The sequence below is a fragment of the Pseudomonas sp. H2_D02 genome (assembly GCF_054677635.1).
Genome location: NZ_CP162816.1, coordinates 6,159,337 through 6,185,730, shown reverse-complemented (window position 1 = coordinate 6,185,730; position 26,394 = coordinate 6,159,337). Strand labels below are relative to the sequence as shown.

Genomic DNA, 26,394 nt, shown 5'->3' with positions numbered 1-26,394 from the left:
GTTGCGTTAATGAATATGGCGAGGGAGCGTGCTCCCTCGCCATATTGTTTGCGTGGCAGGATTTTTTCTCGCATTCGGCTACGTACTTTGCTGCGTTTGACCGGGCGAGGTCCTTATTTCATGTAGTCCCTTTCCTAATCTGTCCTTGAGCTCTCTACTCGACCAAGGCTCTCAGCGAGAATGCCCGGTCGCCCCTCCTGTAGAGAAACGCCGATGTCCGATCCAGCCTGCGAGCTGTCATTTCGTCTGGAGATAGCCGGTCTGCCTGAACCCTTCGTCGTGGTGGCCTTCACGGGCAGTGAAGCCATCAGCGAGCCGTTCGTTTTTGAGGTACAGGTGCTGACCGGCGACCCGGCCCTGGATTTGGCGGGTCTGTTGTACCGAAGCGCCTGGTTGAGTTTTGGCGCCCCCGGTCGAGGCATTCACGGGCAGCTTCATGAGCTCGTGCAAGACCGACATGGCATCGGTTGCCGCGTGCGTATCGGGCCGAAGCTGGCATGCCTTGCACTGCGCTTCAGCCAGCGCGTGTTCAATGCACGCTCGGTACCGCAGATCATCCGCCAGGTGCTCAAGGAACACGGCATCAACGGCCGCGATGTTTGCCTGGACCTGAGTCGCGACTATCCCGTGCAGGATTTCTGTACCCAATATCGTGAATCCGACCTGCAGTTTCTCCAGCGGGTGTGCGCCCAAGCGGGCATTCATTTTCATTTCGAGCAGGGCCGAGATGGACACGGCGTGGTGTTCGCCGATACCGTGGGCAGCGCTTCTCCTGCTGGCAAGGCTGTTTACAGCAGTGGAATACAGGCTTCGGCAGTGCATGCGTTCAGGGTCGACATCGACGCTTCGAGAGGGCTCGTCGCTCGTGGGAGCAGCGATCTGACACATCTGTACGGCGGCCAGATCCTGTCGTTGACGGCGCATCCCTATAAAGAGTGGAACCAGCGTTGGTTATTGACCGAGGTTGAACATCGTGGACAGGGTGGGGCGTACACCAATCAGTTTCGAGGCGTCCCGTGGGGGTTGCCGTTCGTGGCGGGCAGGGTTCCCGAAAAACCTGTCATGGTGAGTCGGCAACGTGGATGGGTGGTGGAAGTCGAGGCTCCGGCAGAACAGGTGGCCGGGCGGCTGGCGGTGCAGTTCGACTGGGTTTATCAGGGAGAAGGTGCCAGCCCCAGCCATTGCTGGTTGCCCTTGGCGCCGGAGCTGGCAGGGTGTGCGGTGGAGGGCATCCGCGAGGGCACCGAGGTGTTGGTGAGCTTCATCGAGGGTGATCCGGATCGTCCTCTGATCAGTGCTTTCCTCGGTTCCCCCGCCAGCGCGGAGATTGCCTGCGACCCGCTTCCGAGCGAAACGCTGGAGGAAATGCGCTTGCCGCCCGGCGTCGATTCGCCGTTGCTCTCCGCGATCCAGAAGGGTGAGCCGCTGGTCCTGCTCTGCCTGCTGCCCGGAGGGGGGCGCTTCAGTCACTGTACCCAGTCGATATGCACCTGCCGCATGGTCACGGACGCGGCGCCATGAATGCCGCCGTCATGCCTGGCCCCGCGCCTCAATGGTTACTGCTCGACGTGTCGGACGCCCCCGACGCCGCGCCGCGTCTGCAGGCGCAATTTGCCGAAGCCCGGCGCTTAGCCCTGTTCGAAGATACCGAATTCCATGGACTGCGGGCACACGGTCCGCTGCTGGTGGATCTGCGGCAGTCGCCTGCGCTGGCCAGCCTGTGTCATCTGGATGCGCGGTCCTGGCCGGGTTTGCTGTTGTTCACCGCCACGCCCGCCGAGCATCTCCTGGTACACCTTCGAAGGATGTTGACGGTGACGCTGGGCCTGCACCACAAAGCCTTGCTGAGTTACTACAACCCCCATACCGCCAGTTATTTCTTCGATGGTTGCGATCCTCGGGAACTCAGTCGCTGGCTGGGGCCGATCAACCAGTTGCGCTGGTTCGGCGGTACTTGGGCTGATCGGTCGACGGGGTGTCAGGGCTGGCAACAACTCTCTAACCCCGGGCTGCCGGTGCCGGCGACTGGAAAATGAACAGGGGCTCAGCGACAGGCAGCAGGGCAAGTTGCAGACCTGTCTGCTGGAGCGCCACGTCTGGCGATGGTCGCGCTCCACCGGGCGCGACTATTGGTTGCTCTGGGGGTATTTGCAGCAGGGCTTGGCCCTTGGCTTCAGCGAACAGGCTGTACTCGACGGCTGGCTGTGGCTGCGCTTGCAATACCCTGACGCCCGGCCAGTGTCGAGCTTGCCAGGTGAGTCGCAGCGCGAACGTCTCGATCATCTGCGACGGCTATGGCAGGGCAAACATCGCTGAACGTCATATGCTGCGAGGTTCGAGCCAGACGTCATTGCGTTGCAAACGCCAGGCGACGGTACCCAGGGTCAGGCTGCGCAATGACATGAACAGCAGGAAGGTGATCCACAAGCCATGATTGCCCAAGCCTTGCAAAACCCAGGCGAACGGCAGCGTGAGTAACAACGTCAGGAGCATGCCGTTGCGCATTTCCCGAGCGCGGGTGGCGCCGATGAACAGGCCGTCGAGCAAATAGCTCCAGACCGCAATCAGCGGCAGAGCCGCGAGGTAAGGCAGGTAACGGTAGGCGGTGTCGCGCACATCGGCGATGTCGGTTTGCAGGTCGATGAACAGGTGGCCTGCGAGCAGGAACAGCAGGGCAAACCCCACACTGGCGATCAAGGACCAACCGCAAGCGACCACCAGCGAACGGCGCAAGGCCAGACGATCGCGGGCGCCGATAGCGTGGCCGCACAGCGCTTCGACAGCATGGGCCAGGCCGTCCAGTGCATGGGCGGTCAGCAGCAGGCCGTTCAGCAACAAGGCGTTGGCCGCCACGGTTGCATCCCCCAGGCGCGCGCCCTGCACCGTGATCAGGAAAAACACCGATTGCAGCACCAGGCTGCGAATGAAGATGTCCCGGTTAACCGCCAGCAGCGGCTGCCAGCTTTTCCATAAGCCCAAGGCTGCCCAGGCTATTTGCCCCGGCCAGGCGCGCAGTGTGTTGCGCGCCAGGGCCAGGCCGACCACCGCACCGGTCCACTCGGCGATTACCGACGCCCGGGCCGAACCGACCACGCCCCAGTCCAGGCCAATCACGAACCAGAGGTTGAGGGCGATGTTCACCAGGTTGGTCACCAGCAGGATCGCCAGCGGCGCCCGGGCGTTCTGGGTGCCGAGGAACCATCCGACCAGTGCGTAACTGGCCAGGGCCGCGGGCAAACCGAAGAGGCGGGTGTGAAAGAAGTCGCGGGTCAGTTGATTGAGTTCTGCCGACGGCTGCATGAAATGCAGCGCCACATCGCTCAAGGGCACCCCGACAGCCCCGAGTATCACCGCCAGCCCCATCGCCAGCAGCAATCCTTGCAGCAAGACCTGTCGCAACGCCGCGCCGTCACCCCGACCGGCGGCCTGGGCGGCGAACCCGGTGGAGCCCATGCGCAAGAAGCCCATGGCCCACGCCAGGACCGTATACAGACTTGCTCCGACCGCCACCGCGCCCAGTTGATGGGCATGAGGCAAGTGGCCGATGACGGTGCTGTCGACCAACGCCACCAACGGCACGGAAATGTTGGAGAAAATCATCGGTGCGGCGAGCGCCCAGACCCGGCGATGGGTGAAGCGGTCGCGCCAGTCGGCGATCAGGTTGGACATGCGGGCTCCTTGATGGAGCGCGATTGTAGCGGGTTATTGTTTGGTCGTTCCCTGCGGAACTTGGATTCATTGTGGCGAGGGAGCTTGCTCCCGCTGGACTGCGCCGTAGGAGCTGCCGAGTGCAACGAGGCTGCGATCTTTCCCCAGCCAGTGAGTCCAGCGGGAGCAATTTCCTCGCCACGCTTGTATTCAGTGAATGATCCAACTCAACAACCACAACCCGAGCACCAGCCAGATAATGCCCATGACGATCGACGCCCGCATGAAGGCGCGGATCGCCGAGTACAACAGCATCAGCCCGAGGATCAGCGCGACGATGCTGATGATCGAGGTGTCCATGCCCAGCGTGCGGGACAATCCGTCGACAAAATTGCCGCCCGCATTGGCCAAGGTGTTGAACAGGCCGCTGAGCAGGTCGACGATGAAACGGATCACCGAACCGAGCGCCTGGCCGAGCCATTCGAAAAAGCTTTCTGCCTGCATGTGTGCATCCTGATGAAGAGGAATCGAAATCGAGCCGTTGGCTCCTGATTGTAGGAGCTGCGACGGCTGCGATCGTTCGATTATGAGGCAATTCGCCGCTTCGTACCGAGACGCTTGCCTTCCCCCGTCATCCCCCCGAAGCTATGCGCATTCAGGAGAGCCCGATGAACCTTGTTGAACTGACCGAACGCCTGCATGCCATTCGTGACCGTAACGACTGGCGGCAATTCCACAGCCCGAAGAATCTCGCCATGGCCGCCAGCGTGGAGATGGCCGAGCTGGTCGAGATTTTCCAATGGTTGACCGAGGACCAATCGCGGCAGTTGTCGGCGGATAAGCTGGCCCATGCAGGTCAAGAGGTGGGTGACATCGTGTTGTACCTGTTGCTGCTGTGCAGTGAGTTGGGCCTGGACATGGACGCCGTGGTGCGCAGCAAATTAGCCGACAGCGAACGGCGGTTCGTCCATGAGTGACCGTCATTTCGATCAGCTCGCCACGCGCTTCGCGGAAAAGATCTATGGCGGGGCCAAGGGGGCGATCCGCCTGGCCGTGCTCCAGGCCGATTTGCTGGAAAGCCTGCCGGAGCGGCCGCTGCGCGTACTGGACATCGGTGCGGGCCTGGGCCATATGTCGCTGTGGCTGGCCGAGCGCGGTCATCAGGTCACCTTGGCCGAGCCGGCCGAACCCATGCTCGAAGGCGCCCGTCAACGCTTCGCCGAGGCCGGCCAGCACGCAACGTTCATCCAGGCGCCGTGGCAGGATCTGCTTGGCCAGCTCACCGAACCTTACGACCTGGTGCTGTGCCACGCGGTGCTCGAATGGCTGGCCGAGCCCCACGCGATCCTGCCGGTGCTGCATCAGCTCACGAAGCCTGGCGGCTGGTTGTCGCTGGCGTTCTACAACCGCGACGCGCTGGTCTATCGCAACCTGCTCAAAGGGCATTTCCGCAAGCTGCGCAAAAATGACATGGCCGGCGAGAAACAAAGCCTGACGCCGCAACAACCCCTTGATCCGCGGGAATTGGCGGCGCAACTTGAAGACCTGTGGCAGGTCGAAAGCCACAGTGGCGTGCGGGTTTTTCACGACTACATGCCAGTGGAATTCCAAGGCCGCGTAGAACTTGCGCAGCTGTTGGAAATGGAACTGGCCCACCGTCGCCATCCGGCCTTTGCCGGTTTGGGACGTTATCTACACTGGGTGTGTCGGCCGCTCTGACCTGAAGAACCATCGGAGAGCGAAATGAAAGGTCGTTCAGGATTATTGGCGTTATGCCTCGGGCTCGCAGCCTGCCAGGGCAGCAACCCGTACGTCGCCACGTCCAATCCGTTGCCGCCGGCACCGCCCGAAGCCGCCACGGTGTTCGATCGCAGCGCCTACCCGGCGCCGCCCCGTGACTATGGACGCTATCGCAGTTGGGCCTGGCTCAACGGCCGGCTGCCACCGGGCACCGCCTGGGCGGATTCGGCCCAGGTCGCCGAAGCGGTGAGCGAGGCCTTGGACCAGCGTGGGTTGCGTCCACTGCATGACAACCGCCCAGCGGACCTCTTCGTCAGTGCCGAGCTGCGCCTGGAGACTCGCATCCGCCAGGTCCGGGACGATTACGACTCGGGGTACTACGGCGGCTACAACCGCTACGGACCGGGTTACGGCATGTACAACAGCGTTCCGATGGTACGGACTTACCAGGAGCAAGTGGTGGTGGTTCGAGTGGATCTGTTCGACGCCCGCAACGGCCAGCCGGTGTGGAGCGCCAGTGCCGAGACCAGTCAGCGGGGCCATCAGAGCGAGCGCACCGATGCCATTCGTGAGGCAGTGGAAAAGGCCATGTCGGCTTATCCTCCCAGTTGATCACGCAACGGAGAAAAACCATGTTCCGCCGCCTTGTTCCGTTTGCCCTTGTCCTGCTGCTCGGCGCTTGCGCCAATAACCAGGTCAACCATGACTTCGACACCAGTCGGGATTTCGCGGCCTACCGCAGTTGGAGCTGGAAAGAACCGGCCCTGCAATATCGCCCCGATGACCCGCGTATCAAGAGCGACCTGACCGAGCAGCGGATCCGCCAGGCGGTTGCCGATCAGCTTGACCAGCGCGGCTTGCGCCCGGCGCAGGCGGGGGCTCGGGGCGACGTGCAGGTCCAGGCCTATCTGATCGTCGAAGACCGCCAGCAGCAAGTGACGACAAACTATGGCGGCGGTTGGGGTGGCCCGTGGAATGGCTATTGGGGCGGGCCGATGTACAACGAGACCCGCAACGTCAGCTACAAGGTCGCCACGGTGCAGATCGACCTGCTCGATGGCAAGGACGGCAAGCTGGTGTGGCGTGGCAGCGACGAGCAACTGCTCAGCGATTCGCCCAACCCGGCGGAACGCAGCACGAAGGTGCGTGAGACGGTGGGGCGGATCTTGTCCAATTATCCTCCCCGCTGAATGAAGGAGCCGTGTGGGAGCGAGCAAGCTCGCTCCCACACGATGGGTGCAACTCTCTCAGGCAACCGGCTGCCAACTTCCCAGCATATGCTCCAGCGCTCCAGCCCCCTCTAGTCGAAAATGCCCACTGGACCCCGCCGCACTTGCCAGCAACGTCACCTCGCTGGGCAGGCGTACCGGTTTCTTGAAGGTTACGTTGATTTCGATGTTGGCCTCGGGCAAATGGTCCTCCAGCGCCGCCAGGGCCCGCGCCTTGTTCCACAGCCCATGGGCGATGGCGGTGGGAAAACCGAACAATCGGGCGCTGGCGCCGCTCAGGTGGATCGGGTTGTAGTCGCCGGAAACCTTGGCGTATTGCCGGCCAATGTCCGCGGGCGCTGTCCAACGCGCCACTTCGGTCAGATCGAGGGGCGACGACGGCGGCTCCTCGGCGAGCGCACCATCGAGCTGGACACCCTTGCACAGCATCTGGCTCTCGGCTTCCCACAGCGGTCCCAACTGATCCTCGATACGGGTCACCAGATCGAACACCGCACCCTTGGCGTGAGGTTGCAGGTTCTCGACGTTGACGCTGGCTCGCACTTGGCTGACTCCGCCCATGGGCCGCAGCACTCGGATGCGGTTGCTCAGGTGAACCAGTCCCAGCAAGGGGAACGGGAACTCCCGGGCGGTCAGCAACTGCATTTGCAGGGCGAACGCCAGGACATGGGGATAGGTCGGTGGCAGCAACCCGCTTTCGGCGAAGCCACAGACCTTGCGATACGCCGCGAGGCGTTGCGGGTGGACCTGGACCATCTGGCGCAGCCCGATGTCGGGCAAGGTCGTGCCGGTTATCTTGCGGCGTGTCGCGGCCTTGGCGTACAGCCCGGACATCGACGGTGCGGTGTTTATCTCATGCCATTGGATCGTCATGCTCACGCCCCCAACAGGCTTTGCCCGCAGACCCGCAGCGCCTGTCCGGTCACGGCGCCCGTACCTGGCTGTGCGAGCCAGGCCACGGCTTCGGCGACGTCCTGGGGCAAACCGCCCTGGCCCAGGGAGCTCATGCGCCGCCCGGCTTCGCGCAGGGCGAAGGGGATGTCGGCGGTCATGCGCGTTTCGATGAAACCTGGCGCCACGGCATTAATGCTGATTCCCCGGGGCTGCAAGGCCGGTGCCCAGGCCTGCGCGAGGCCGATCAGTCCGGCTTTGCTCGCGGCATAGTTGGTCTGGCCGCGATTGCCGGCGATGCCGCTGATGGAGGCCAGCAAGATGACGCGGCCATTGTCCCGCAGGGTGCCGCTGTCGAGCAGCGCCTTGGTCAGCACTTGTGGTGCGTTGAGGTTGACCGCTAGCACAGCGTCCCAGAATTCCGGGGTCATGTTGGTCAAGGTCTTGTCCCGGGTGATGCCCGCGTTGTGCACCACGATATCGACGCCGTCGGGCAGGTGTTCGATCAATTGCGCAGCGGCGTCTTCGGCACAGATATCCAGCGTCACGCTGCGCCCGCTCAAGCGTGCGGCCAGCGCGTCCAGGTCGGCCTTGGCCTGTGGAACGTCCAGCAGGATCACGTCGGCGCCGTCCCGGGCGAGGGTTTCGGCAATCGAAGCGCCGATGCCGCGGGCGGCGCCGGTCACCAGTGCCTTGAGCCCGGTGAGCGGTCGCGTCCAATCCTGGACCTGGGTCTCACAGGCCTTGAGGCGAATCACCTGTCCGGAAACGTAGGCGCTCTTGGGCGACAGGAAAAACCGCAGCGCTCCCTCCAGCTGCGTTTCGGCGCCCTCACCGACGTACAGCAACTGCAGCGTGCCACCGTGGCGAAGTTCCTTGGCCAGGGAACGGCTGAAGCCTTCGAGGGCGCGTTGGGCACTGGCGGCGAAGGGATCATCGAAGCTTTCCGGGGCACGGCCGAGAATGACGACATGGGCGCTGTGGTCGAGATTCTTCATCAGTGGCTGGAAGAACTCGCGCAACTGCTTGAGTTGATCAACCTGCACCAGATGGCTGGCGTCGTACACCACTGCCTTGATTTTCGGGCCATGGCCGGGGATCCATTCGGTCGCCAGCGTCGGTTCGCCGCCGTAGATGAAGATCGCATCGGTCAGGCGCTTGGCAAACATGCCGACCTGTTCGGTCAGCGGTCCACCGCCCAGAAGCAGGGCACCCTCGATTGGCCGCAACCGCCCGGCTTGCCAGCGCTCCAGGCGCACCGGCGATGGCAAGCCCAGAGCGCCAACCAGACGCAGGCCAATGGGCGAATTGGCAAAGTCTATGTAACGGTCTGACATGGAACACACTCCGGCTGATGAGGTTCCAAGTGTGGACCATGTTTGGCAATCAGTCGTTCGATCGCCGGGATAAAGCCTAAGCTTGTGGCTGGGGTACGTTACAGCAGGCTTATTTCGCATCTTTCGCGCATACAGGGGAGTTCTTCATGGCACAGCTACGCCGCGTTGCGATCATCGGTGGTAACCGCATTCCTTTCGCCCGCTCCAACGGGCCTTATGCCACCGCCAGCAACCAGGCGATGCTGACGGCCGCGCTTGAAGGATTGATCGAGCGCTACAACCTGCACGGTGCACACATCGGCGAAATGGCCGCTGGTGCGGTGCTCAAGTTTTCCCGGGACATGAACCTGACGCGTGAATGCGTGCTGGGCTCGCGCTTGTCGCCAAGCACGCCGGCGTATGACGTACAACAGGCCTGCGGCACGGGTCTGGAAACCGTGCTGCTGGTGGCCAATAAAATCGCCCTGGGGCAAATCGACAGCGCCATCGCCGGCGGCGTCGACACCACCTCCGACGCGCCTATCGCGGTCAACGAAGGGCTGCGCAAGATCCTGCTGCAAGCCAATCGGGCCAGGACCACCGGCGACAAGATCAAGACGTTCCTGCAATTGCGCCCTCGGCACCTGATCCCCGATCTGCCGCGCATCAACGAACCGCGCACGGGCCTGAACATGGGCCAACACTGTGAATTGATGGCGCAGACCTGGCAGATTCCCAGGGAAGAACAGGATCAATTGGCCTTGGAAAGTCATCAGAAAATGGCCGCTTCCTACGCCGAGGGCTGGCATAACGATTTGATGACGCCGTTTCTCGGCCTGACCCGCGATAACAATCTGCGTCCGGACCTGACCCTGGAAAAGCTCGCCTCCCTAAAGCCAGCCTTCGAGAAAAGCGCCAAGGGGACGATGACCGCAGGCAACTCCACGCCGCTGACCGATGGCGCGTCGCTGGTGCTGTTAGGCAGTGAAGAATGGGCCAAGGCTCGCGGGCTGCCGATCCTGGCTTACCTGCGTGACGGTGAAACCGCAGCGGTGGATTTCGTCAACGGTGCCGAAGGTCTGCTGATGGCGCCGGTCTACGCCGTGCCGCGGTTGTTGGCGCGCAACGGCCTGACATTGCAGGACTTCGATTATTACGAGATCCACGAAGCGTTCGCCGCCCAAGTGTTGTGCACGTTGAAGGCGTGGGAGGACCCCGACTACTGCAAGACTCGCCTGGGCCTTGATGCGCCGCTGGGCGCCATCGACCGCAGCCGGTTGAATGTGAAGGGCAGTTCGCTGGCCGCCGGGCATCCATTTGCCGCCACCGGCGGGCGCATTGTCGCCAACCTGGCCAAATTGCTGGATGCGGCGGGGAAGGGCCGGGGGCTGGTTTCCATTTGCGCGGCCGCCGGCCAGGGCGTCACCGTCATTATCGAGCGCTGACGATTGCCTCGTTTTGTCGAGCAACCTGGGCGCGCTGGCGGCTGACGTAGCGTTCGGCAAGGATCGAACAGACGATCAGTTGCAGTGGGTGGTAGATCATGATCGGCAGCAGGATCAGCCCGAGCCCGGGATTGTTGCCGAAAATCAACGCCGCCATCGGCACCCCCGCAGCCAGGGATTTCTTGCTTGCGCAGAACACCGCGGCAATTTCATCGGCGTTGCTGAACCGCAACGCACGAGCGGTGCGGGTGGTCATCCAGAGAATGATCGCCAGTAACACCGCGCTGCCGAGCACGGCGCTGAACAATACGCCATTGCCTTGTTGCTGCCAGATCCCCGAGACCATGGAGTTGCAGAACGCCGCATAGACCAGCAGCAGGATGACCAGTTTGTCGATGACGCTGGTGTAGCGCTTGTACCGGGCGAAAAAGCCGGCCAGCCAGCGCCGCAGAAACTGCCCGAGCACCAGTGGCAGCAGCAACATCAGGCACAGGTCGAGCAGTGTCGAGCCCAGGTCGATGCCGCCGGCGCCGCTGCCCACCACGAAACTGACCAGCAGCGGTGTCAGGAAAATCCCTAGCACACTGGACAAGCTGGCGTTGAGAATCGCTGCCGGCACGTTGCCGCCCGCGCTGCCGGTCAGGGCTACCGATGAAGAAATGGTCGAAGGCAGGGCGCACAGGTAAAAGAACCCCAGCATCAACAACGACGGTACGTGGCTGCCCAGCAACCATTCGCTGATCAGCCAGATCAACGGAAACACCCCAAAGGTAAAACCTTGCACCATCAGGTGCAGCCGCGTGTTCCTCAAGCCATGGCGGATCTGTTCGCCGGACAGGTTGACGCCATGGAGGAAAAACACCACGAAGATGCCGATGTTCACGACCCATTCCGCATGCATTGCGCCACCCGTGGCGCCGAAGCGGGGGAAGAAATACGCCAACAGCGTGGCGAGCAACATGCCGCACAGGAACCAGTCGGTCACCATGCGTTTGAGGTGTCTGAAAATCTGCATAGGGCACCGCAAGTTGTAAGAAAAGTCGACTTAGCCTAACGTCGCTCAACACAGTCGTCTTGCGATATAAGGCCAATCAATGCCGACTAACGGACACCTGCAGCTCGAGCGACGCATTCCCGACCTGACGGAATTGCCCCGGCCACTCTATGCCCGGGTCGAAAGCTTGAGCGCGGGTTCGTGGACCCAGGCTCATCGCCACGATTGGGTGCAATTCTCCTATGCCATCAGCGGTGTGCTGGGCGTCCACACCGCCGAGGGCAGTTTCTTTGCGCCGCCGCAACGGGGCATCTGGATTCCTGCCGATCTTGAGCATCAGGTCGTGACGTCTACCCGCGCGGAAATGCGCAGTCTTTACGTGCATCGCCAGGCTTGCCAGTGGGCCGAGGCGCGTTGTCGGGTGCTGGAAGTGACCCCGCTGGCGCGAGAGTTGATCAAGGTCTTCTGCCAATTTCCCGCCACCTATCCGCAGGGGGACACCGAGGAGGCGCGCCTGGTCCAGGTGCTGCTGGATCAACTGGCAGCACTGCCGGAAGTGGGCTTTTCCCTTCCATTACCCCGACACGCACGCTTGCTTGCGCTGTGCAACGAGTTGATCGCACAGCCCGAAGACAACGTGACGCTACACGCCTGGGCTGCCCGCTTGGGCACTTCGGAGAAAACCGTGATGCGTCTGTTCCAGCGGGAAACCGGCCTGAGTTTTCGCGCCTGGCGCCAGCGTATGCGGCTGCTGTCTTCCCTGGGGTCACTGGAAAAGGGCGACAGTGTGACCAGCGCGGCGTTGTCCTGTGGCTATGATTCGACGTCTGCCTTTATCGCGGCATTCAAGGGCCTGTTCGGTTTCACCCCGGGCGAGTTGTTCAAGCACTGACCGGGGGCCTGCTCGCTTCGCCGAGGCCCGCCGGTTCTACGAGCAGCGTCACATCCAGTCTCGGTTATGATTTGGCTCCACTGAGCTGATCCGGCACATTGTGTGCATTCAGGGTTCATAGGTCGGACCCCCTCCCCGTGAAGGGTGGATTGCCGTATAACGACCTGTCATTCGCGTGTTTGGTAATAAAGGACCCAGAATAAAAGCTGATGAAGACTCCAAAACGCATTGAACCCCTGATCGAAGACGGTCTGGTCGACGAGGTGCTGCGCCCACTCATGAGTGGTAAAGAAGCAGCTGTTTATGTGGTGCGCTGCGGCAACGAGCTGCGTTGCGCCAAGGTCTACAAGGAGGCGAACAAGCGAAGTTTTCGCCAGGCGGCCGAATACCAGGAAGGCCGCAAGGTCCGGAACAGCCGCCAGGCCCGCGCGATGGCGAAAGGCTCGAAGTTCGGGCGCAAGGAAACCGAAGACGCCTGGCAGAACGCTGAAGTCGCTGCGCTGTTTCGGCTGGCTGGCGCTGGTGTTCGAGTGCCCAAGCCGTACGACTTCCTGGAAGGCGTGCTGCTGATGGAACTGGTGGCCGACGAATACGGCGATGCCGCGCCGCGCCTGAACGATGTGGTTCTGGAGCCGGATCAGGCTCGTGAGTACCACGCCTATCTGATTTCACAGATCGTCTTGATGCTGTGTACCGGTCTGGTGCATGGCGACCTGTCGGAGTTCAATGTCCTGCTCACACCGACGGGCCCGGTCATCATCGATTTGCCGCAAGCGGTGGACGCTGCCGGTAACAACCACGCCTTCAGCATGCTGGAGCGGGATGTTGGCAACATGGCGTCCTACTTCGGTCGGTTTGCGCCGGAGCTGAAACGCACCCGTTACGCCAAGGAGATGTGGGCGTTGTATGAAGCCGGCACCTTGCACCCAGGCAGTCTGTTGACCGGTGAGTTCGACGAGCCGGAAGAACTGGCGGATGTTGGCGGGATCATGCGCGAGATCGAGGCTGCGCGGCTGGACGAAGAACGACGCCAAGCTGTACGCGCCGCCGACGATGCGCCGCCAGGCAAGACCGAGGAGCCGCCTCCGCCTTGGATGCAATGATCGGTTCGACCCAGAAACCCGGCCTAGGCCGGGTTTTTCATGGCCGGATTCAGCCTGTGGGGAAGCTCAACCCTGTGGGAGCGAGCTTGCTCGCGATAGCGGTGGGCCAGCTTGTATCGGTGTCGAATGGGCCGCCGTCTTCGCGAGCAGGCTCGCTCCCACAGGGCATGATTGCTAGCAGCATCCCGACGCCAACTCCTTGAGAATCGGGCAGTCGGGACGATGATCGCCCTGGCAATGTTCCACCAGGTCCTGGAGGGTATCGCGCAGTTCCGCCAGCTCGCGGATTTTCTGGTTCAGCTCGTCGATATGTTGCCGAGCGAGCGCCTTGACGTCGGCGCTGGCGCGTTCGCGGTCCTGCCAGAGCGTCAGCAATTTACTGACCTCTTCCAGTGAAAATCCCAGGTCGCGGGAGCGCTTGATGAAGGCCAGCGTGTGCAGATCGTCCGTGCCGTAGATCCGGTAGCCGCTGTCGGTGCGATGGGCTGCCCTGAGCAGACCGATGGATTCGTAATACCGGATCATCTTCGCGCTAAGGCCGCTCTGGCGGGCCGCTTGGCCGATGTTCATCGCTTGTCCTCCAAGTGCTTGGGTGTCCAGAACTTCAACAATAATGCATTGCTCACCACGCTGACGCTGGACAGCGCCATCGCTGCGCCGGCCAGTACCGGATTGAGCCAGCCGAAGGCTGCCAGCGGGATGCCGATCAGGTTGTAGACGAAGGCCCAGAACAGATTCTGGCGGATCTTGGCGTAGGTCTTGCGGCTGATGTCCAATGCCGCTGGAACCAGGCGCGGATCACCGCGCATCAGGGTGATGCCGGCGGCGTGCATCGCCACGTCCGTGCCGCCGCCCATGGCAATGCCGATGTCGGCGGCGGCCAGCGCGGGGGCGTCATTGATGCCGTCGCCGACCATGGCCACCACCGCGTTCTTTTTCAATGCTTGAACAATGGCGGCCTTATCAGCCGGCAACACTTGCGCGTGGACATTGGCGATCCCCAGCGCTTGCGCGACCACCTGAGCACTGCCGCGGTTGTCCCCGGTGAGCAAGTGGCTGGCGATATCGCGTTGATTCAACGCTTGCACGGCGGCGCTGGCGCCGGGCTTCAGGGTATCGCCGAAGGCGAACAGGCCCAGGACCCGTGGGGCGGCACCTTGTTCGATCAGCCAGGAAAGGGTTCGACCTTCGGCTTCCCAGGCTTGGGCCGATTCCCCCAGCGAAACGGAAGTCAGGCCCAGCTCCTCCAGCAGGCGTTGATTGCCCAAGGCCAGGCGACGTCCGTCGAGGCTGCCGGCAATGCCGCGCCCGGTGAGAGACTGGCTTTCGCTGATGTCCGGTACGGTCAAGCCACGCTCGCTGCAGGCGTCCAGCACCGCTTTGGCCAAGGGATGCTCGCTGCCGCGTTGCAAGGCGCCGGCCAGGCTCAGCAGGGTGTCTTCGTTTCCATCAAGGGCGGCCAGATGAGCGATGCGCGGCGTGCCGGACGTCAGGGTCCCGGTCTTGTCAAAGACCACCGTGCTGACTTCATGAGCGCGTTCCAGCGCCTCGGCATCCTTGATCAGAATTCCATGGCGGGCGGCCACGCCGGTACCGGCCATGATCGCCGTCGGTGTCGCCAGGCCCAGGGCACATGGGCAGGCAATCACCAGCACGGCGACGGCATTGATCAGCGCGGTTTCCAGCGGTGCCCCGTATAGCCACCAGCCGATCAACGTGGCGAGGGCCAGGATCAATACGACCGGCACGAACACTTGGCTGACTTTATCCACCAGTTTCTGGATAGGCGCCTTGGCTGCCTGGGCGTCTTCCACCAGCCGGATGATGCGCGCCAGGACCGTCTCGGCGCCCAGGGCCTGGGTGCGCACCAGCAAGCGGCCCTCACCGTTGATCGCGCCGCCGGTGATTTTATCGCCGGGCTGCTTGGGCACGGGCAGGCTTTCGCCGCTGATCAGCGCCTCGTCGGCATGGCTCTGGCCTTCGATCACCTCACCGTCCACCGGGAAACGTTCGCCGGGCTTGACCAACACCAGGTCATCCAAGCGCAGGGCGCTGATGGCCACGTCCCGTTCTTCGCCGTCAATCACTTGGATTGCCCGCTCCGGCCGCAAGGCTTCGAGGGCGCGAATGGCGCTGGCGGTTTGTCGTTTGGCGCGGCTTTCCAGGTATTTGCCGAGCAATACCAGGGCGATCACTACGGCTGAAGCTTCGAAATATAAATGCGGCATGCTGCCGGGCTGGGCAATCGCCCATTCATAGAGGCTCAGCCCGTAACCGGCGCTGGTCCCCAGGGCGACCAGCAGGTCCATGTTCCCGGCTCCGGCGCGTACCGCTTTGAAAGCTGCGATGTAAAAACGCGCCCCGAAGATGAATTGCACCGGCGTCGCCAGGGTGAATTGCACCCAGGCCGGCAGCATCCAGTGGACGCCGAACGGCTGTAACAGCATCGGCAGGAGCAGCGGGACGGACAGCAGGATCGCCATCAGCAAGGCCAGGCGTTCGCGGTGCAGGTGATCGGTTTGGTTTTTTTGAGGCGTCTCGGCCTGCCACACGCTGGCGTCGTAACCGGCGCGCTTGACCGCATCGATGAGCGTTTGCGGATCAACCTGGCCGAGCAGTTCGAGGTGCGCCCGCTCGCTTGCGAGGTTGACGCTGACCCGGTTCACTCCGACGACTTTACCCAACGCTCGTTCGATGCGCCCGACGCAGGACGCGCAGGTCATGCCTTCGATGTTCAATTCAAGGGTGTGGACAGGGACGCTGTAGCCGGCCTGTTCAACGGCTTGCATCAGCGCCGGCAAGCTGTCCGCCGGGGCCTGGATTCTCGCCTGCTCGGTCGCCAGGTTGACACTGACGGCACTGGCGCCGGCGACTTTGCTCAAGGCTCGGTCGACCCGCCCGGCACAGCTGGCGCAGGTCATGCCGGAGATCGGCAGATCGAAGGTAGTGGATTGGGACATGGGTCAGGCTCCCTGTAGTGGATGTCCACAGGATCAACCTTGCCATGTTGGCAAGGTCAAGCGCCATCGAGAAATCAGAAACAATCATGTGGGAGCGAGCTTGCTCGCGATAGCGGTGTACCCGTCAACAAATCTGTCGCCTGATCTATTGCTATCGCGAGCAAGCTCGCTCCCACAGGGGCAATCAGAAAATCAGTAACCGAGCCCGGCCTGCTTGAGATACATGCCTTGTTCATTCATGGCGATGCGGTATTTCAGAATGTCGCCGGCCTTGAGCGTAATCTCCTGCGACCCGGGGGCGAGCATGCCTGGATTACAACCCGGCGCCTGGCCTGGCAACAACTTGAGTCGCAAGGAGAACCGACCCGGCGGCAGATTGAAAGACGTGCTGGCCTCCTGGAACAGCCGGGCGGTGAGTTGGTCCTGGATATAGATGCCGATTTCGCAGGACGTCGCCACTTCCAGGCGCTCGCGGGAAATGATCAGCACGCCGTAATCTTCTCCGGCAGCCGATGCCTGGGGGGCCATTGCTGAAAGACCGAGCATGCAAAACAGGCTGAACGCTGACCAGCGCATGGCTGAACCTCCGGTGTGAGATCTTCAATAAGTGCAGCTTGGCCGAGCTCGGCGCCGATTGCCAGCCCGGCAGTTTTTGGCAAAACTTGACCTTGCCATGATGGCAAGCTTGAGACTGTGGGCAACCCAATCCCAAGGAGTCATTTCATGCAGATTTTCAAGGTTCAAGGGATGTCTTGCGGACATTGCGTCAAAGCCATCACCCAGGCGCTCCACGCCAAAGATTCGAAAGCGGAGGTAGAAATCGATCTCGGCAGCAAGACCGTCAAGGTCGAAAGTGCGGTGCCGGCCGATACCCTGATCGAGGCTATCAGGGAAGAGGGGTACGAGGTCAGTCCTGCCTGAAGTTTTTAATCGTTAGCGACCTATCGGAATGTTCAAGCGCGCGCAGCCCGGCTAGACTGTCGGGCTGCCGACTGACGCTTGAACTGGACGCCCGATGAACCTTCGTACCATTCTGATTCTTGGCGCCTTGAGCGCTTTCGGTCCCTTGGCGATCGATTTCTATTTGCCCGCCTTCCCGACAATGGCCACGGCCTTCGGCACCGACGAAAAACATATCCAGTTGACCTTGGCGGCCTATTTTCTAGGGCTGTCCCTCGGACAATTGGCCTACGGGCCGGTGGCGGATCGCTTCGGACGGCGCATCCCGCTGCTGACGGGGGTCGGCTTGTTTACCGTGGCGTCCCTGGCCTGCGCCTATGCGCCGAGCCTCGAATGGCTGATCGGCGCCCGCTTCGTCCAGGCCCTGGGCGGTTGTGCCGGAATGGTGATCTCCCGGGCGGTGGTCAGCGACAAATGCGACGCAGTGGGTTCGGCCAAGGTGTTCTCGCAATTGATGTTGGTGATGGGGCTCGCGCCAATCCTCGCACCGATGCTGGGCGGCTTGCTGGTGAACCTGTACGGATGGCAGTCGATATTCGTGGGCCTGACGTTATTCAGCGCGCTGGCGGCGACCGCGGTTGCCTTGTGGTTGCCTGAAAGCCTGCCTGACCACGTGCCCCGCCAACCGTTATCCGGCGCGTTGCGCCAATACGGGCGTCTTCTGACAGACTCGGTCTTCCTCGGTCATGCCCTGACGGGAGGCATCGCGATCGCCGGGATGTTCGCCTACATCGCGGGTTCACCGTTCGTCTTCATCAAGCTCTACGGCGTCCCCGCCGAGCATTTCGGCTGGCTGTTCGGCACGAACGCGGCGGGCTTCATATTGGTAGCGCAGGTCAATGCCCGGTTGCTGTCCAAACGCGGCCCGGCATTCCTGCTGGCTCGTGCGGTATGGGTGTATTGGCTTGCCGGGCTCGGTCTGTTGGCGGTCAGCGCCTTGCAGCCGGAGCGCTTGTGGCCGTTGTTGATTCCGTTGTTCATCTGCATCGCCAGCCTGGGTTGCATCATTCCCAATGCCTCGGCCTGCGCCATGAACGGGCAGGGCGCCCGGGCGGGGAGTGCTTCGGCCATGTTGGGTTGCCTGCAGTTTTCCGTCGCCGCGGGGGCCGCCGCGCTGGTGGCGGCATTGCATGACGGCACGGCGGTGCCGATGGCAATCGTCATCAGCCTGTGTGGGTTATTGGTGGTGAGCGCCGCGATGCTGACCCGCCGTCTGCAAAACGCCCGGGCGCTTGCTCAGGCGGGTCGGCAGGAATGATTCATCCAGCCGCGCGCTGCTGATATTCGGGGAAATGATGCGGTGCGTGAATACGCGCTTGCAGGGTGGTGGCGAAAGCCTGGGCTTCGGCCTCGGTGCGAAAAGTCACGACGTGCTGGTCAAGGCGCACTTGCCATTGCGATTTTGCCACTTCTTTTATCAGGATCTTCATTGCTGACCTCCTCACGTAAAAGACTGCGTTGCAAAGGCCTCGAGTGTAGACCGGAATGCAAGCGCAATTGTGACAACGGTCAATTGTCGGACTGACGGTGCAGCTTTTTTGTGACGAGGGAGCAAATCCCTCGCCACGGTCGACAAGCCAGGTTGATCAGAACCCTTCGAGCACGATCTTGCCCTTGGCCTTTCCACTTTCAAGCAAGGCGTGAGCCCGGCGCAGGTTGGTGGCATTGATGGTGCCGAAGTGCTCGCCAACCGTTGTCTTCAGCGTGCCTGCGTCGATCAGTTCGGCCACTCGATTGAGCAATTTGTGCTGTTCAAGCATGTCAGCCGTCTCGAACAGGGAACGGGTGTACATGAACTCCCAATGCAAAGACAGGCTCTTGCGCTTGAGCTTGGTCACGTCCAGCGACTGCGGATCATCGATCAGCGCCAGTTTGCCTTGCGGCGCCAGGGCCTCGACCAGTTGATCCAGATGCTGGTCGGTCTGGGTCAGGCTGGCCACATGGGTAACTTGGGGCTGTCCCGCTTTTTTGAGGGCCTCGCTCAGTGGCTGACTGTGGTCAATCACCAGGTCGGCACCGAGGCCGCGCACCCATTCCTGCGTCTGCGGCCGGGAGGCGGTGCCAATGACTTTCAAGCCGGTGAGCTGGCTGGCCAGTTGCGTCAGGATCGAACCCACGCCACCGGCGGCGCCGACGATCAGGAGGCTCTGGTCCTGGTTGCTATGGCCTTGCTTGACTTGCAGGCGATCGAAGAGCAATTCCCAAGCGGTGATGGCGGTCAACGGCAGCGCGGCCGCTTCGGCGAAACCGAGGGTCTTTGGCATGTGGCCCACGATGCGCTCATCCACCACATGCAATTCGCTGTTGCCGCCTGCCCGGGCGATCGAGCCTGCGTAGAACACCTTGTCACCCGCCTTGAACAAGGTGACTTCGCTGCCAACCGCCGTGACCACACCGGCCACGTCCCAGCCCAGCACCTTGGCGGCCCCGCCTTCGGGTTGTACGTTCTGGCGGACCTTGGTGTCGACGGGGTTGACGGAAATGGCTTTGACTTCCACCAGCAAATCCCGGGGGCCGGCGATGGGGGCGGGCAGGTCGATGTCCTGCAGCGATGTTGGATCGGTGATGGACAACGATTGGTAATACGCGATGGCTTTCATGGGGCGGCTCCGTGATTGAATTCGATGGCGCTCATGTTTAGCGATTAATGGCCTTGATAAAAGCGCCTGGAACAACAGGCTCTTTCAATGATTTTTTGATAATCAAGGCTGCTGTTTTCACTCAAGGAATGGTGCCGGGCAATAGTCGCTGGCAAATAGAGATTTTTCCCTCAGGAACTATCGCCTCCAAAGGTTTCCGGAGGACAGGAAACCGTGCGCCGCACGCTTATACTAGCGGCCGCACGTATCGGTGCGGTTTCAACGGTCTTGGATCCTGCCGACTGCGCTGATACATGGCTGCGGCACAAGCGGGCATGCCGTTCGTTCGGGCAGTACTTGAGGTCCGGAGTCACTATGCCCCAGAGCGGTAGACGAATGATTCAACAGGGAGTGAATACATGGAACATGCACCTTGCATCAGCCAGATCGCCACGCTGCTGGCTGACCCCAAGCGCAGCGCAATGATGTGGGCATTAATGGACGGTACGGCCCGACAGGCTGATGAGTTGGCATTGCTGGCCGGATTGTCGCCATCCTCGGCCAATGCCCATCTGGGGCGGCTGTGCTCCGGTGGGCTGTTGAAGGTCGAGACCCGGGGCCGCAAACGGTTTTTCCGCCTGGCGGCCCCCGAGATCGGTGCTGCCGTCGAGGCCTTGGCGAGCGCAACCCTGGCAAGTACACCGCGTCAGGTTCCAGAGGTTCTCAAACGCGGTCTCATGCCGACCAAAGCGCCGACGGCCCCCGCCTCGCTGATGCGGGCAAGGCTTTGCGATGACCATCTGGGTGGCCTGTTGGCGGCGGACTTGTATCAGCGACTGTTGGATTCCGGTTGGCTCGAGCAATGCGAGCAGCGCGTGATCGTTACCCACAAGGGCTCCAATGAGTTCGCCGGGCGCGGCTTGTTCATCCAGGCGCTGGCCCATCGCAACGCTCGCATCGCGTGCGCCTGCCCCGACTGGAGTGAGCGTCGCCCGCACTTGGGGGGAGCCTTGGGGGCCGGATTGCTGCAACTTTTCATGCAGTCGGGCTGGCTGAGCTTGCCTAATGATTCCAGGGCTTTGCAGGTGACGGCTCTAGGTCAGCAGGAAATTCATCGTTTCGCCAGGCAGGAAGACTTGGAAATGGCGCTCTAGAGCTAAGACAGGTCGCAATCAGCAATCGTCGCCAGCGTGGTTCGCGCACACTCGGTCCGGGGATCTATCGGATTGGGGGAAGGCAAATGGACACTCACGTCTACAGTGCGGCAGAGCGCCTGGAGCGGCTGCCCATCAGCGGCTATCACCGGCTCATTTTCATCATCATTGCCCTGGCGTTTTTCTTTGACTCCATGGACCTGGCCATGATGACGTTCCTGCTGGGCTCGATCAAAACCGAGTTCGGCTTGAGCACCGCCCAGGCCGGGTTGCTGGCCAGTTCCAGTTTCTTCGGCATGGTGCTGGGGGCGTCGCTGTCAGGCATGCTGGCCGATCGTTTCGGCCGCAAGCCGGTGTTCCAGTGGAGCATCGTGTTGTGGGGACTTGCCAGTTATCTCTGCTCCACCGCCCAGGACATCGAAGCACTGATACTGTTTCGCATACTGCTGGGCATCGGCATGGGCATGGAGTTCCCGATTGCCCAATCCATGCTTTCGGAGCTGATCCCGGCAAAGCGTCGCGGGCGCTACATTGCCTTGATGGACGGCTTCTGGCCCTTGGGTTTCGTGGCCGCGGGTGTGCTGTCTTACTTCTTGCTCCCGGTGATCGGCTGGCGTGACATCTTCCTGGTGCTGGCCGTGCCGGCCGTCTTCGTCCTGGTGATTCGCTTTTTCATTCCAGAGTCGCCGCGTTGGCTTGAACAGGCCGGTCGAGGCGATGAAGCGGATGCCGTGCTCCAACGGATCGAAGAGAAGGTCCGGGCCTCGCTGGGGCGTCAAGATCTGCCCGAGCCCGTGCGCCTGCCGAGGCTGGCGACCCAACCGGGCAATTTCTTTTCCGCCCTGGCGCAGATCTGGTCTCCGCTATATCGCCAACGCACGGTGATGATCTGGAGCGTCTGGTTCTTTGCGTTGCTTGGGTTCTATGGCTTGACGTCCTGGCTCAGTGCGTTGCTGCAGCAATCCGGGTTCGCGGTGACGCAGTCGGTCTATTACACCGTGCTGATTTCCCTGGGCGGGATTCCCGGTTTCCTGATGGCGGCCTGGCTGGTGGAGCGCTGGGGGCGCAAGCCGGTATGCGTCATCACTTTGCTCGGCGGTGGAGGCATGGCGTTTCTGTATGGCCAGAGCGCGGTATTCGGCGGCAACGTTGGCCTGCTGGTCGGCACCGGGCTACTGATGCAGTTTTTCCTGTTCGGCATGTGGGCAGTGCTCTACACCTATACGCCTGAGTTGTATCCCACCTCGGCGCGGGCCACGGGATCGGGCTTTGCCTCGGCGGTCGGTCGCATCGGTTCGCTGTTGGGGCCTCTGGTCACCGGGCTGGTTTTTCCCATCACCGGCCAGGGTGGCGTGTTCGCCTTGGGCGCCTTGTGCTTTGCCGTGGCGGCGGGCGTGGTCTGGCTGTTTGGAATGGAGACGCGGGGCAAGACGCTGGAGGAGTTGAGCGAAGGCGCAGTCGCTGATTGAACACGATCCCTTGTGGGAGCGAGCTTGCTCGCGATAGCGGTCTGACATTCACCATTGATGTCGACTGGTAGACCGCCATCGCGAGCAAGCTCGCTCCCACACGGGGGTAACACCGGGCTTAAGGTTTTACCAGTCGCGCATCCAGGCTGTTTTGTGCCAGCCGCTTGGCCTGGTCCTGGGTCATGCCCAGATGTGTGTGCAGTGCGTGGAAGTTCTCGGTGACGTAGCCGCCGAAATAAGCAGGATCATCGGAGTTCACCGTGACCTTCACGCCGCGTTCCAGCATGTCGAGGATGTTGTGCTGCGACATGTCGTCGAACACGCACAGCTTGGTGTTGGACAGCGGGCACACCGTCAGCGGGATCTGCTCGTCAATGATCCGTTGCATCAATCGCTCATCCTCGATGGCGCGCACGCCGTGGTCGATGCGTTGGATCTTCAGCAGGTCGAGGGCTTCCCAGATGTACTCGGGCGGGCCTTCCTCGCCCGCGTGGGCGACGGTCAGAAAGCCTTCGTTGCGAGCGCGGTCGAACACGCGCTGGAACTTGCTCGGGGGGTGGCCCATTTCGGAACTGTCCAGGCCGACGGCGACGAATGCGTCGCGGAACGGCAGCGCCTGGTCGAGGGTTTTTTCGGCTTGTTCTTCGCTCAGGTGACGCAGGAAACTCAGGATCAGGCCGCTGGTGATGCCCAGTTGCTGCTCACCGTCCTTGAGCGCGGCGGCGATGCCGTTGAGCACCACTTCGAATGGAATCCCGCGATCGGTGTGGGTCTGCGGATCGAAGAACGGCTCGGTGTGGATGACGTTCTGCGCCTTGCAGCGCAGCAAGTAAGCCCAGGTCAGGTCATAAAAATCCTGGGAAGTGCGCAGCACATCGGCACCCTGGTAATACAGGTCGAGAAATTCCTGTAGATTGTTGAAGGCGTAGGCCTGGCGCAGGGTGTCCACGTCATTCCACGGCAGGGCGATCTTGTTGCGTTCAGCCAGGGCGAACAGCAGTTCGGGCTCCAGCGAACCTTCCAGGTGCAGATGCAGTTCGGCCTTGGGCAAGGCGTTCAGCCAGTCGTACATGTTCTTTTCTCATCAGCGAATCGATGGCGGCATTCTACAGGGGCGGGCGCCGATGTCTGAGTAAAACCTGACCGGCTGATCCACTACCGCCTCGTCCCGGCAATAATCCTCGGACAACGGCTACGCCACATTCGGACGAAACGTTCCCGGTCCGTCACAGTCTAGTAGCTCATGACCCGTCCATGGTTATAGGCTCGCGATGCTCTCGTTGATCAAGCAAGAAAAACTGCTATTGCTGGCGCTGCTCGCTGCATTTGCCGCCTACCCACTTGAGCATTGGCTGCTGGGCAGCGGGCAGGTCGTTGCGCTGATGGGCGGGTTGGTGCTGATTGGTTTTATCGTCTCGGCCTCCATGCGTGTGGCCCATCACGCGGAATTGCTCGCGGAAAAAGTGGGCGATCCCTACGGCACCATGATCCTGACTTTGTCGGCGGTGCTGGTGGAAGTCGTGATCCTGGCGATCATGATGAGCAACGAGGCGTCGCCGACCCTGGTACGTGACACGATTTATTCGGCGGTCATGCTCGACATCAACGGTATTCTCGGGCTCGCGGCGCTGATGGGCGGGCTCAAGCATGGCGAGCAGGTTTACAACGACGATTCGGCGCGAACCTACAGTGTGATGATCCTCACGGCCATGGGGGTGTCGATGGTGGTGCCGGAGTTCATTCCGCGGGAAAGCTGGAAAACCTACTCGGCGTTTACCATCGGCGCGATGATGGTGCTGTACGCTTTGTTCCTGCGCATGCAGGTGGGCCCTCACAGTTATTTCTTCAGCTACAGCTACCCGGAAAAGCGCCGCAGGAAAGAGCCGGTGGAAACCGAGCCAAAACCCATCAGCCTGGCCTTTTCAATCGGTGCGCTGGTATTTGGTGTGATCGTGATCGGTGCACTCGCCGAGATCATGTCCAAGGCCATCGACTTGGGGCTGGAGGGTTCCGGCGCGCCGCCGGTCGTCACGGCGATCCTGGTGGCCGCCATCTCCGCTGCGCCGGAAATTCTCACTGCGCTGCGGGCAGCCCTGGCCAACCGCATGCAGTCGGTGGTCAACATCGCACTGGGTGCGTCGCTGTCCACGGTGATTCTGACCGTGCCGGTGATGGAAGCGATGGCGCTTTACACCGGCCAGCCATTCCAGATGGCAATGACGCCAGTCCAGACGGTGATGATCTTCATCACCTTGATCGTCAGCGCCATCAACCTCAACGATGGCGAAACCAACGCCATCGAGGGCATGACCCACTTCGTGTTGTTTTCGACGTTTGTGATGTTGTCGTTGCTGGGTCTTTAATTGTTCATAGTCCTTGTGGGAGCGAGCTTGCTCGCGATAGCGCCGGGTCAGTCAACATCGATGTTGAATGTTAGGCCGATATCGCGAGCAAGCTCGCTCCCACAGGGTGGTGGTTTGATCAGGAGGCTGCTATCAACTCCCGCGCCGCCTGGCTGTGATCGGCGATCAACCCTTTCAGGTCAAGGCCTTCGACCTGTCCGTCAATCACTCGCCACTCACCGGCGATCATCACCCGATCCGCCCGATCAGCGCCGCACAGCAGCAGGGCGGAGATCGGGTCATGGCTGCCGGAGAAGCGCAACTCATCAAGCTTGAACAGCGCCAGGTCGGCCTGTTTGCCCACCGCCAGTTCACCGATGTCGCTGCGTCCCAGCAGTTGCGCCGACCCTCGGGTTGCCCAGCCCAGCACCCGTTCCGGGGTGATCGCTTGGGCGCCGTAGCGCAGGCGTTGGATGTAGAGCGCCTGGCGGGTTTCGAGAATCATGTTCGAAGCGTCGTTGGACGCCGAGCCGTCCACGCCCAGGCCAAGCGGTGCGCTGCGGCGGCCGTCAATTCAAGCGTCGGGCAAATGCCCGAGGCCAGGCGCATGTTCGAACTCGGGCAGTGGCAGATGCCGGTACCGGCGGCGCCGAGGCGGCTGATTTCATCCGGGTTGAAGTGAATGCCGTGGGCCAACCAGGTGCGAGGGCCGAGCCAACCGACACTGTCCAGGTAGTCCACGGTGCGCAGGCCGAATCGTTGCAGGCAGAAATCTTCTTCATCGAGGGTTTCGGCGAGGTGTGTGTGCAGGCGCACATCGAGCTCTTCGGCGAGTTCGGCGCTGGCGCTCATGATTTCGGTCGTGACCGAAAACGGTGAACACGGCGCCAGGGCGATCTGGATTTGCGCGCCCGCACCGCGTTCGTGGTATCGAGCGATCAGCCGCTGGCTGTCATCGAGAATCACCTGCCCCTGCTGCACGGTCTGCTGCGGCGGCAAGCCTCCGTCGGCCTCGCCCAGGCTCATCGAGCCGCGGGTCAACATCGCGCGCATGCCCAGTTCGCGGACACTTTGCACCTGCACGTCGATGGCGTTTTCCAGCCCTTGCGGAAACAGGTAGTGGTGGTCGGCCGCCGTGGTGCAGCCCGACAGCAGCAGTTCGGCGAGTGCCACTTTGCTGGCCAGGGCGAGTTTTTCCGGTGTGAGTCGCGCCCATATCGGGTAAAGCGTCTTCAGCCATGGGAATAGCGGCTGGTTGACCACAGGCGCCCAGGCGCGGGTCAGGGTCTGATAGAAGTGATGATGGGTGTTGATCAGCCCAGGCAGGATGACGTGCTCGCGGGCATCGAAAATCTTGTCGCAGGGCCGGGCAGGTTGCTGGCCGGCTCCCAGCAGCTCGACGATCACGCCGTCCTGCAGCACGAGGCCACCACGGGCATCAAGCTCGTTGGCGGTAAAAATGGCGAGGGGGTTTTTCAACCAGGTACGGGTCGCAGGCATGATGGCCGGCTCCTCTGAAAATGGGTTCAGGTTAGCCAGCTCAGTGATGCCCTGTCTGCTGATCCAGGGGCGCCGTTGGAGGGCGCGGTTCGGAGTTTACTCAGGTTGCCGGACGCATTTCCAGTGCCCAGTTAAGTTCTACTGTGGGAGCGGGCTTGCTCGCGAAAGCGGC

24 protein-coding genes and 2 pseudogenes are annotated in these 26,394 nt (G+C 61.9%); 14 read left to right on the top strand and 12 right to left on the bottom strand.

From position 1 onward, the window contains the following. Nucleotides 1-213 precede the first annotated feature (213 nt). The gene (locus AB4N42_RS28275; protein WP_460115653.1) at nucleotides 214-1,521 is read left to right on the top strand and encodes a contractile injection system protein, VgrG/Pvc8 family; all 1,308 of its coding nucleotides are present in this window, start codon (nucleotides 214-216) and stop codon (nucleotides 1,519-1,521) included. Beyond that, nucleotides 1,518-2,316 (top strand): annotated as a pseudogene (locus AB4N42_RS28270) (DUF4123 domain-containing protein). The gene AB4N42_RS28275 and the pseudogene AB4N42_RS28270 overlap by 4 nt, the downstream one beginning before the upstream one ends. A gap of 3 nt (nucleotides 2,317-2,319) precedes the next feature. On the opposite strand, the gene AB4N42_RS28265 reads toward AB4N42_RS28270, so the two are convergent. Together AB4N42_RS28265 and AB4N42_RS28260 are read right to left on the bottom strand one after the other, a co-directional pair. Beyond that, nucleotides 2,320-3,669, bottom strand: a complete 1,350-nt coding sequence (locus AB4N42_RS28265) for an MATE family efflux transporter (protein ID WP_460115652.1) — start codon at nucleotides 3,667-3,669, stop codon at nucleotides 2,320-2,322. A 189-nt stretch (nucleotides 3,670-3,858) separates the two neighbouring features. Then, nucleotides 3,859-4,152: a hypothetical protein gene (locus AB4N42_RS28260; protein ID WP_030138039.1), complete on the bottom strand. Its 294-nt coding sequence runs from the start codon at nucleotides 4,150-4,152 to the stop codon at nucleotides 3,859-3,861. A 164-nt stretch (nucleotides 4,153-4,316) separates the two neighbouring features. On the opposite strand from AB4N42_RS28260, the gene AB4N42_RS28255 reads away from it, so the two are divergent. Genes AB4N42_RS28255 through AB4N42_RS28240 form a run of 4 tightly spaced genes read left to right on the top strand, consistent with a single transcriptional unit; the run spans nucleotide 4,317 to nucleotide 6,578 of the window. Then, nucleotides 4,317-4,625, top strand: coding sequence for a MazG-like family protein (locus AB4N42_RS28255; RefSeq protein WP_323154802.1), 309 nt, complete (start codon nucleotides 4,317-4,319; stop codon nucleotides 4,623-4,625). Further along, a complete protein-coding gene (locus tag AB4N42_RS28250; RefSeq protein WP_460115651.1) occupies nucleotides 4,618-5,367 on the top strand; it encodes a methyltransferase in 750 nt (249 codons plus the stop codon). Before AB4N42_RS28255 ends, AB4N42_RS28250 begins: the two co-directional genes overlap by 8 nt. A gap of 24 nt (nucleotides 5,368-5,391) precedes the next feature. Then, nucleotides 5,392-6,000 carry a DUF4136 domain-containing protein gene (locus tag AB4N42_RS28245; RefSeq protein ID WP_460115650.1) on the top strand — a complete coding sequence of 203 codons (609 nt, stop codon included), beginning with the start codon at nucleotides 5,392-5,394 and terminating at the stop codon, nucleotides 5,998-6,000. 20 nt (nucleotides 6,001-6,020) lie between these two features. Next, nucleotides 6,021-6,578 carry a DUF4136 domain-containing protein gene (locus AB4N42_RS28240; protein ID WP_334598751.1) on the top strand — a complete coding sequence of 186 codons (558 nt, stop codon included), beginning with the start codon at nucleotides 6,021-6,023 and terminating at the stop codon, nucleotides 6,576-6,578. A gap of 57 nt (nucleotides 6,579-6,635) precedes the next feature. On the opposite strand, the gene AB4N42_RS28235 is transcribed toward AB4N42_RS28240, so the two are convergent. Together AB4N42_RS28235 and AB4N42_RS28230 are read right to left on the bottom strand one after the other, a co-directional pair. After that, on the bottom strand, nucleotides 6,636-7,490 hold the full coding sequence (locus AB4N42_RS28235; RefSeq protein WP_460115649.1) for a MaoC family dehydratase: 855 nt from the start codon (nucleotides 7,488-7,490) through the stop codon (nucleotides 6,636-6,638). A gap of 2 nt (nucleotides 7,491-7,492) precedes the next feature. After that, on the bottom strand, nucleotides 7,493-8,845 hold the full coding sequence (locus tag AB4N42_RS28230) for a 3-oxoacyl-ACP reductase (protein WP_460115647.1): 1,353 nt from the start codon (nucleotides 8,843-8,845) through the stop codon (nucleotides 7,493-7,495). A 146-nt stretch (nucleotides 8,846-8,991) separates the two neighbouring features. Between AB4N42_RS28230 and AB4N42_RS28225 the strand changes: the two genes are divergently transcribed. After that, nucleotides 8,992-10,269, top strand: coding sequence for an acetyl-CoA C-acetyltransferase (locus AB4N42_RS28225; protein ID WP_030138046.1), 1,278 nt, complete (start codon nucleotides 8,992-8,994; stop codon nucleotides 10,267-10,269). On the opposite strand, the gene AB4N42_RS28220 is transcribed toward AB4N42_RS28225, so the two are convergent. Next, nucleotides 10,256-11,284, bottom strand: coding sequence for a bile acid:sodium symporter family protein (locus AB4N42_RS28220; protein ID WP_198797877.1), 1,029 nt, complete (start codon nucleotides 11,282-11,284; stop codon nucleotides 10,256-10,258). The genes AB4N42_RS28225 and AB4N42_RS28220 overlap by 14 nt on opposite strands. Before the next feature lie 79 nt (nucleotides 11,285-11,363). Between AB4N42_RS28220 and AB4N42_RS28215 the strand changes: the two genes are divergently transcribed. Both AB4N42_RS28215 and AB4N42_RS28210 read left to right on the top strand, forming a co-directional pair. Further along, nucleotides 11,364-12,155 carry an AraC family transcriptional regulator gene (locus AB4N42_RS28215; protein ID WP_258648821.1) on the top strand — a complete coding sequence of 264 codons (792 nt, stop codon included), beginning with the start codon at nucleotides 11,364-11,366 and terminating at the stop codon, nucleotides 12,153-12,155. A gap of 209 nt (nucleotides 12,156-12,364) precedes the next feature. Then, nucleotides 12,365-13,258 carry a PA4780 family RIO1-like protein kinase gene (locus AB4N42_RS28210; protein WP_030138049.1) on the top strand — a complete coding sequence of 298 codons (894 nt, stop codon included), beginning with the start codon at nucleotides 12,365-12,367 and terminating at the stop codon, nucleotides 13,256-13,258. A gap of 174 nt (nucleotides 13,259-13,432) precedes the next feature. On the opposite strand, the gene cueR is transcribed toward AB4N42_RS28210, so the two are convergent. From cueR to AB4N42_RS28195, 3 genes are all read right to left on the bottom strand, one after another. Further along, a complete protein-coding gene (gene cueR / locus AB4N42_RS28205; protein ID WP_030138050.1) occupies nucleotides 13,433-13,828 on the bottom strand; it encodes a Cu(I)-responsive transcriptional regulator in 396 nt (131 codons plus the stop codon). Next, on the bottom strand, nucleotides 13,825-16,218 hold the full coding sequence (locus tag AB4N42_RS28200; protein WP_460115645.1) for a heavy metal translocating P-type ATPase: 2,394 nt from the start codon (nucleotides 16,216-16,218) through the stop codon (nucleotides 13,825-13,827). The genes cueR and AB4N42_RS28200 overlap by 4 nt, the downstream gene beginning before the upstream one ends. Nucleotides 16,219-16,410: 192 nt before the next feature. Beyond that, complete coding sequence (locus AB4N42_RS28195; protein ID WP_030138052.1) at nucleotides 16,411-16,794, bottom strand: hypothetical protein; 384 nt, start codon at nucleotides 16,792-16,794, stop codon at nucleotides 16,411-16,413. A gap of 147 nt (nucleotides 16,795-16,941) precedes the next feature. On the opposite strand from AB4N42_RS28195, the gene AB4N42_RS28190 reads away from it, so the two are divergent. Both AB4N42_RS28190 and AB4N42_RS28185 read left to right on the top strand, forming a co-directional pair. Beyond that, nucleotides 16,942-17,139 carry a heavy-metal-associated domain-containing protein gene (locus AB4N42_RS28190; RefSeq protein ID WP_030138053.1) on the top strand — a complete coding sequence of 66 codons (198 nt, stop codon included), beginning with the start codon at nucleotides 16,942-16,944 and terminating at the stop codon, nucleotides 17,137-17,139. A 94-nt stretch (nucleotides 17,140-17,233) separates the two neighbouring features. Next, the gene (locus tag AB4N42_RS28185) at nucleotides 17,234-18,436 is read left to right on the top strand and encodes a multidrug effflux MFS transporter (RefSeq protein ID WP_407684556.1); all 1,203 of its coding nucleotides are present in this window, start codon (nucleotides 17,234-17,236) and stop codon (nucleotides 18,434-18,436) included. Between the two features lies 1 nt (nucleotide 18,437). Here AB4N42_RS28185 and AB4N42_RS28180 read toward each other — a convergent pair whose 3' ends face one another. Next, nucleotides 18,438-18,608 carry a hypothetical protein gene (locus AB4N42_RS28180; RefSeq protein ID WP_181287283.1) on the bottom strand — a complete coding sequence of 57 codons (171 nt, stop codon included), beginning with the start codon at nucleotides 18,606-18,608 and terminating at the stop codon, nucleotides 18,438-18,440. 156 nt (nucleotides 18,609-18,764) lie between these two features. Next, entirely contained in the window at nucleotides 18,765-19,778 is a 1,014-nt protein-coding gene (locus tag AB4N42_RS28175) for a zinc-binding alcohol dehydrogenase family protein (protein ID WP_030138055.1), read from the bottom strand. Between the two features lie 398 nt (nucleotides 19,779-20,176). Between AB4N42_RS28175 and AB4N42_RS28170 the strand changes: the two genes are divergently transcribed. Both AB4N42_RS28170 and AB4N42_RS28165 read left to right on the top strand, forming a co-directional pair. Continuing rightward, complete coding sequence (locus AB4N42_RS28170) at nucleotides 20,177-20,911, top strand: ArsR/SmtB family transcription factor (RefSeq protein ID WP_198797882.1); 735 nt, start codon at nucleotides 20,177-20,179, stop codon at nucleotides 20,909-20,911. 86 nt (nucleotides 20,912-20,997) lie between these two features. Then, nucleotides 20,998-22,380, top strand: a complete 1,383-nt coding sequence (locus AB4N42_RS28165) for an MFS transporter (RefSeq protein ID WP_460115643.1) — start codon at nucleotides 20,998-21,000, stop codon at nucleotides 22,378-22,380. Nucleotides 22,381-22,498: 118 nt separating this feature from the next. Here AB4N42_RS28165 and AB4N42_RS28160 read toward each other — a convergent pair whose 3' ends face one another. Further along, on the bottom strand, nucleotides 22,499-23,452 hold the full coding sequence (locus AB4N42_RS28160; RefSeq protein WP_030138058.1) for an adenosine deaminase: 954 nt from the start codon (nucleotides 23,450-23,452) through the stop codon (nucleotides 22,499-22,501). A gap of 199 nt (nucleotides 23,453-23,651) precedes the next feature. Here AB4N42_RS28160 and AB4N42_RS28155 point away from each other — a divergent pair, with 199 nt between their 5' ends. Further along, nucleotides 23,652-24,743 (top strand): calcium:cation antiporter, encoded by a 1,092-nt coding sequence (locus AB4N42_RS28155; RefSeq protein ID WP_030138059.1) that lies wholly within the window; start codon nucleotides 23,652-23,654, stop codon nucleotides 24,741-24,743. A gap of 118 nt (nucleotides 24,744-24,861) precedes the next feature. Here the strand turns inward: AB4N42_RS28155 and AB4N42_RS28150 are convergent. Then, nucleotides 24,862-26,222: pseudogene (locus AB4N42_RS28150) on the bottom strand (8-oxoguanine deaminase). Between the last annotated feature and the right edge of the window lie 172 nt (nucleotides 26,223-26,394).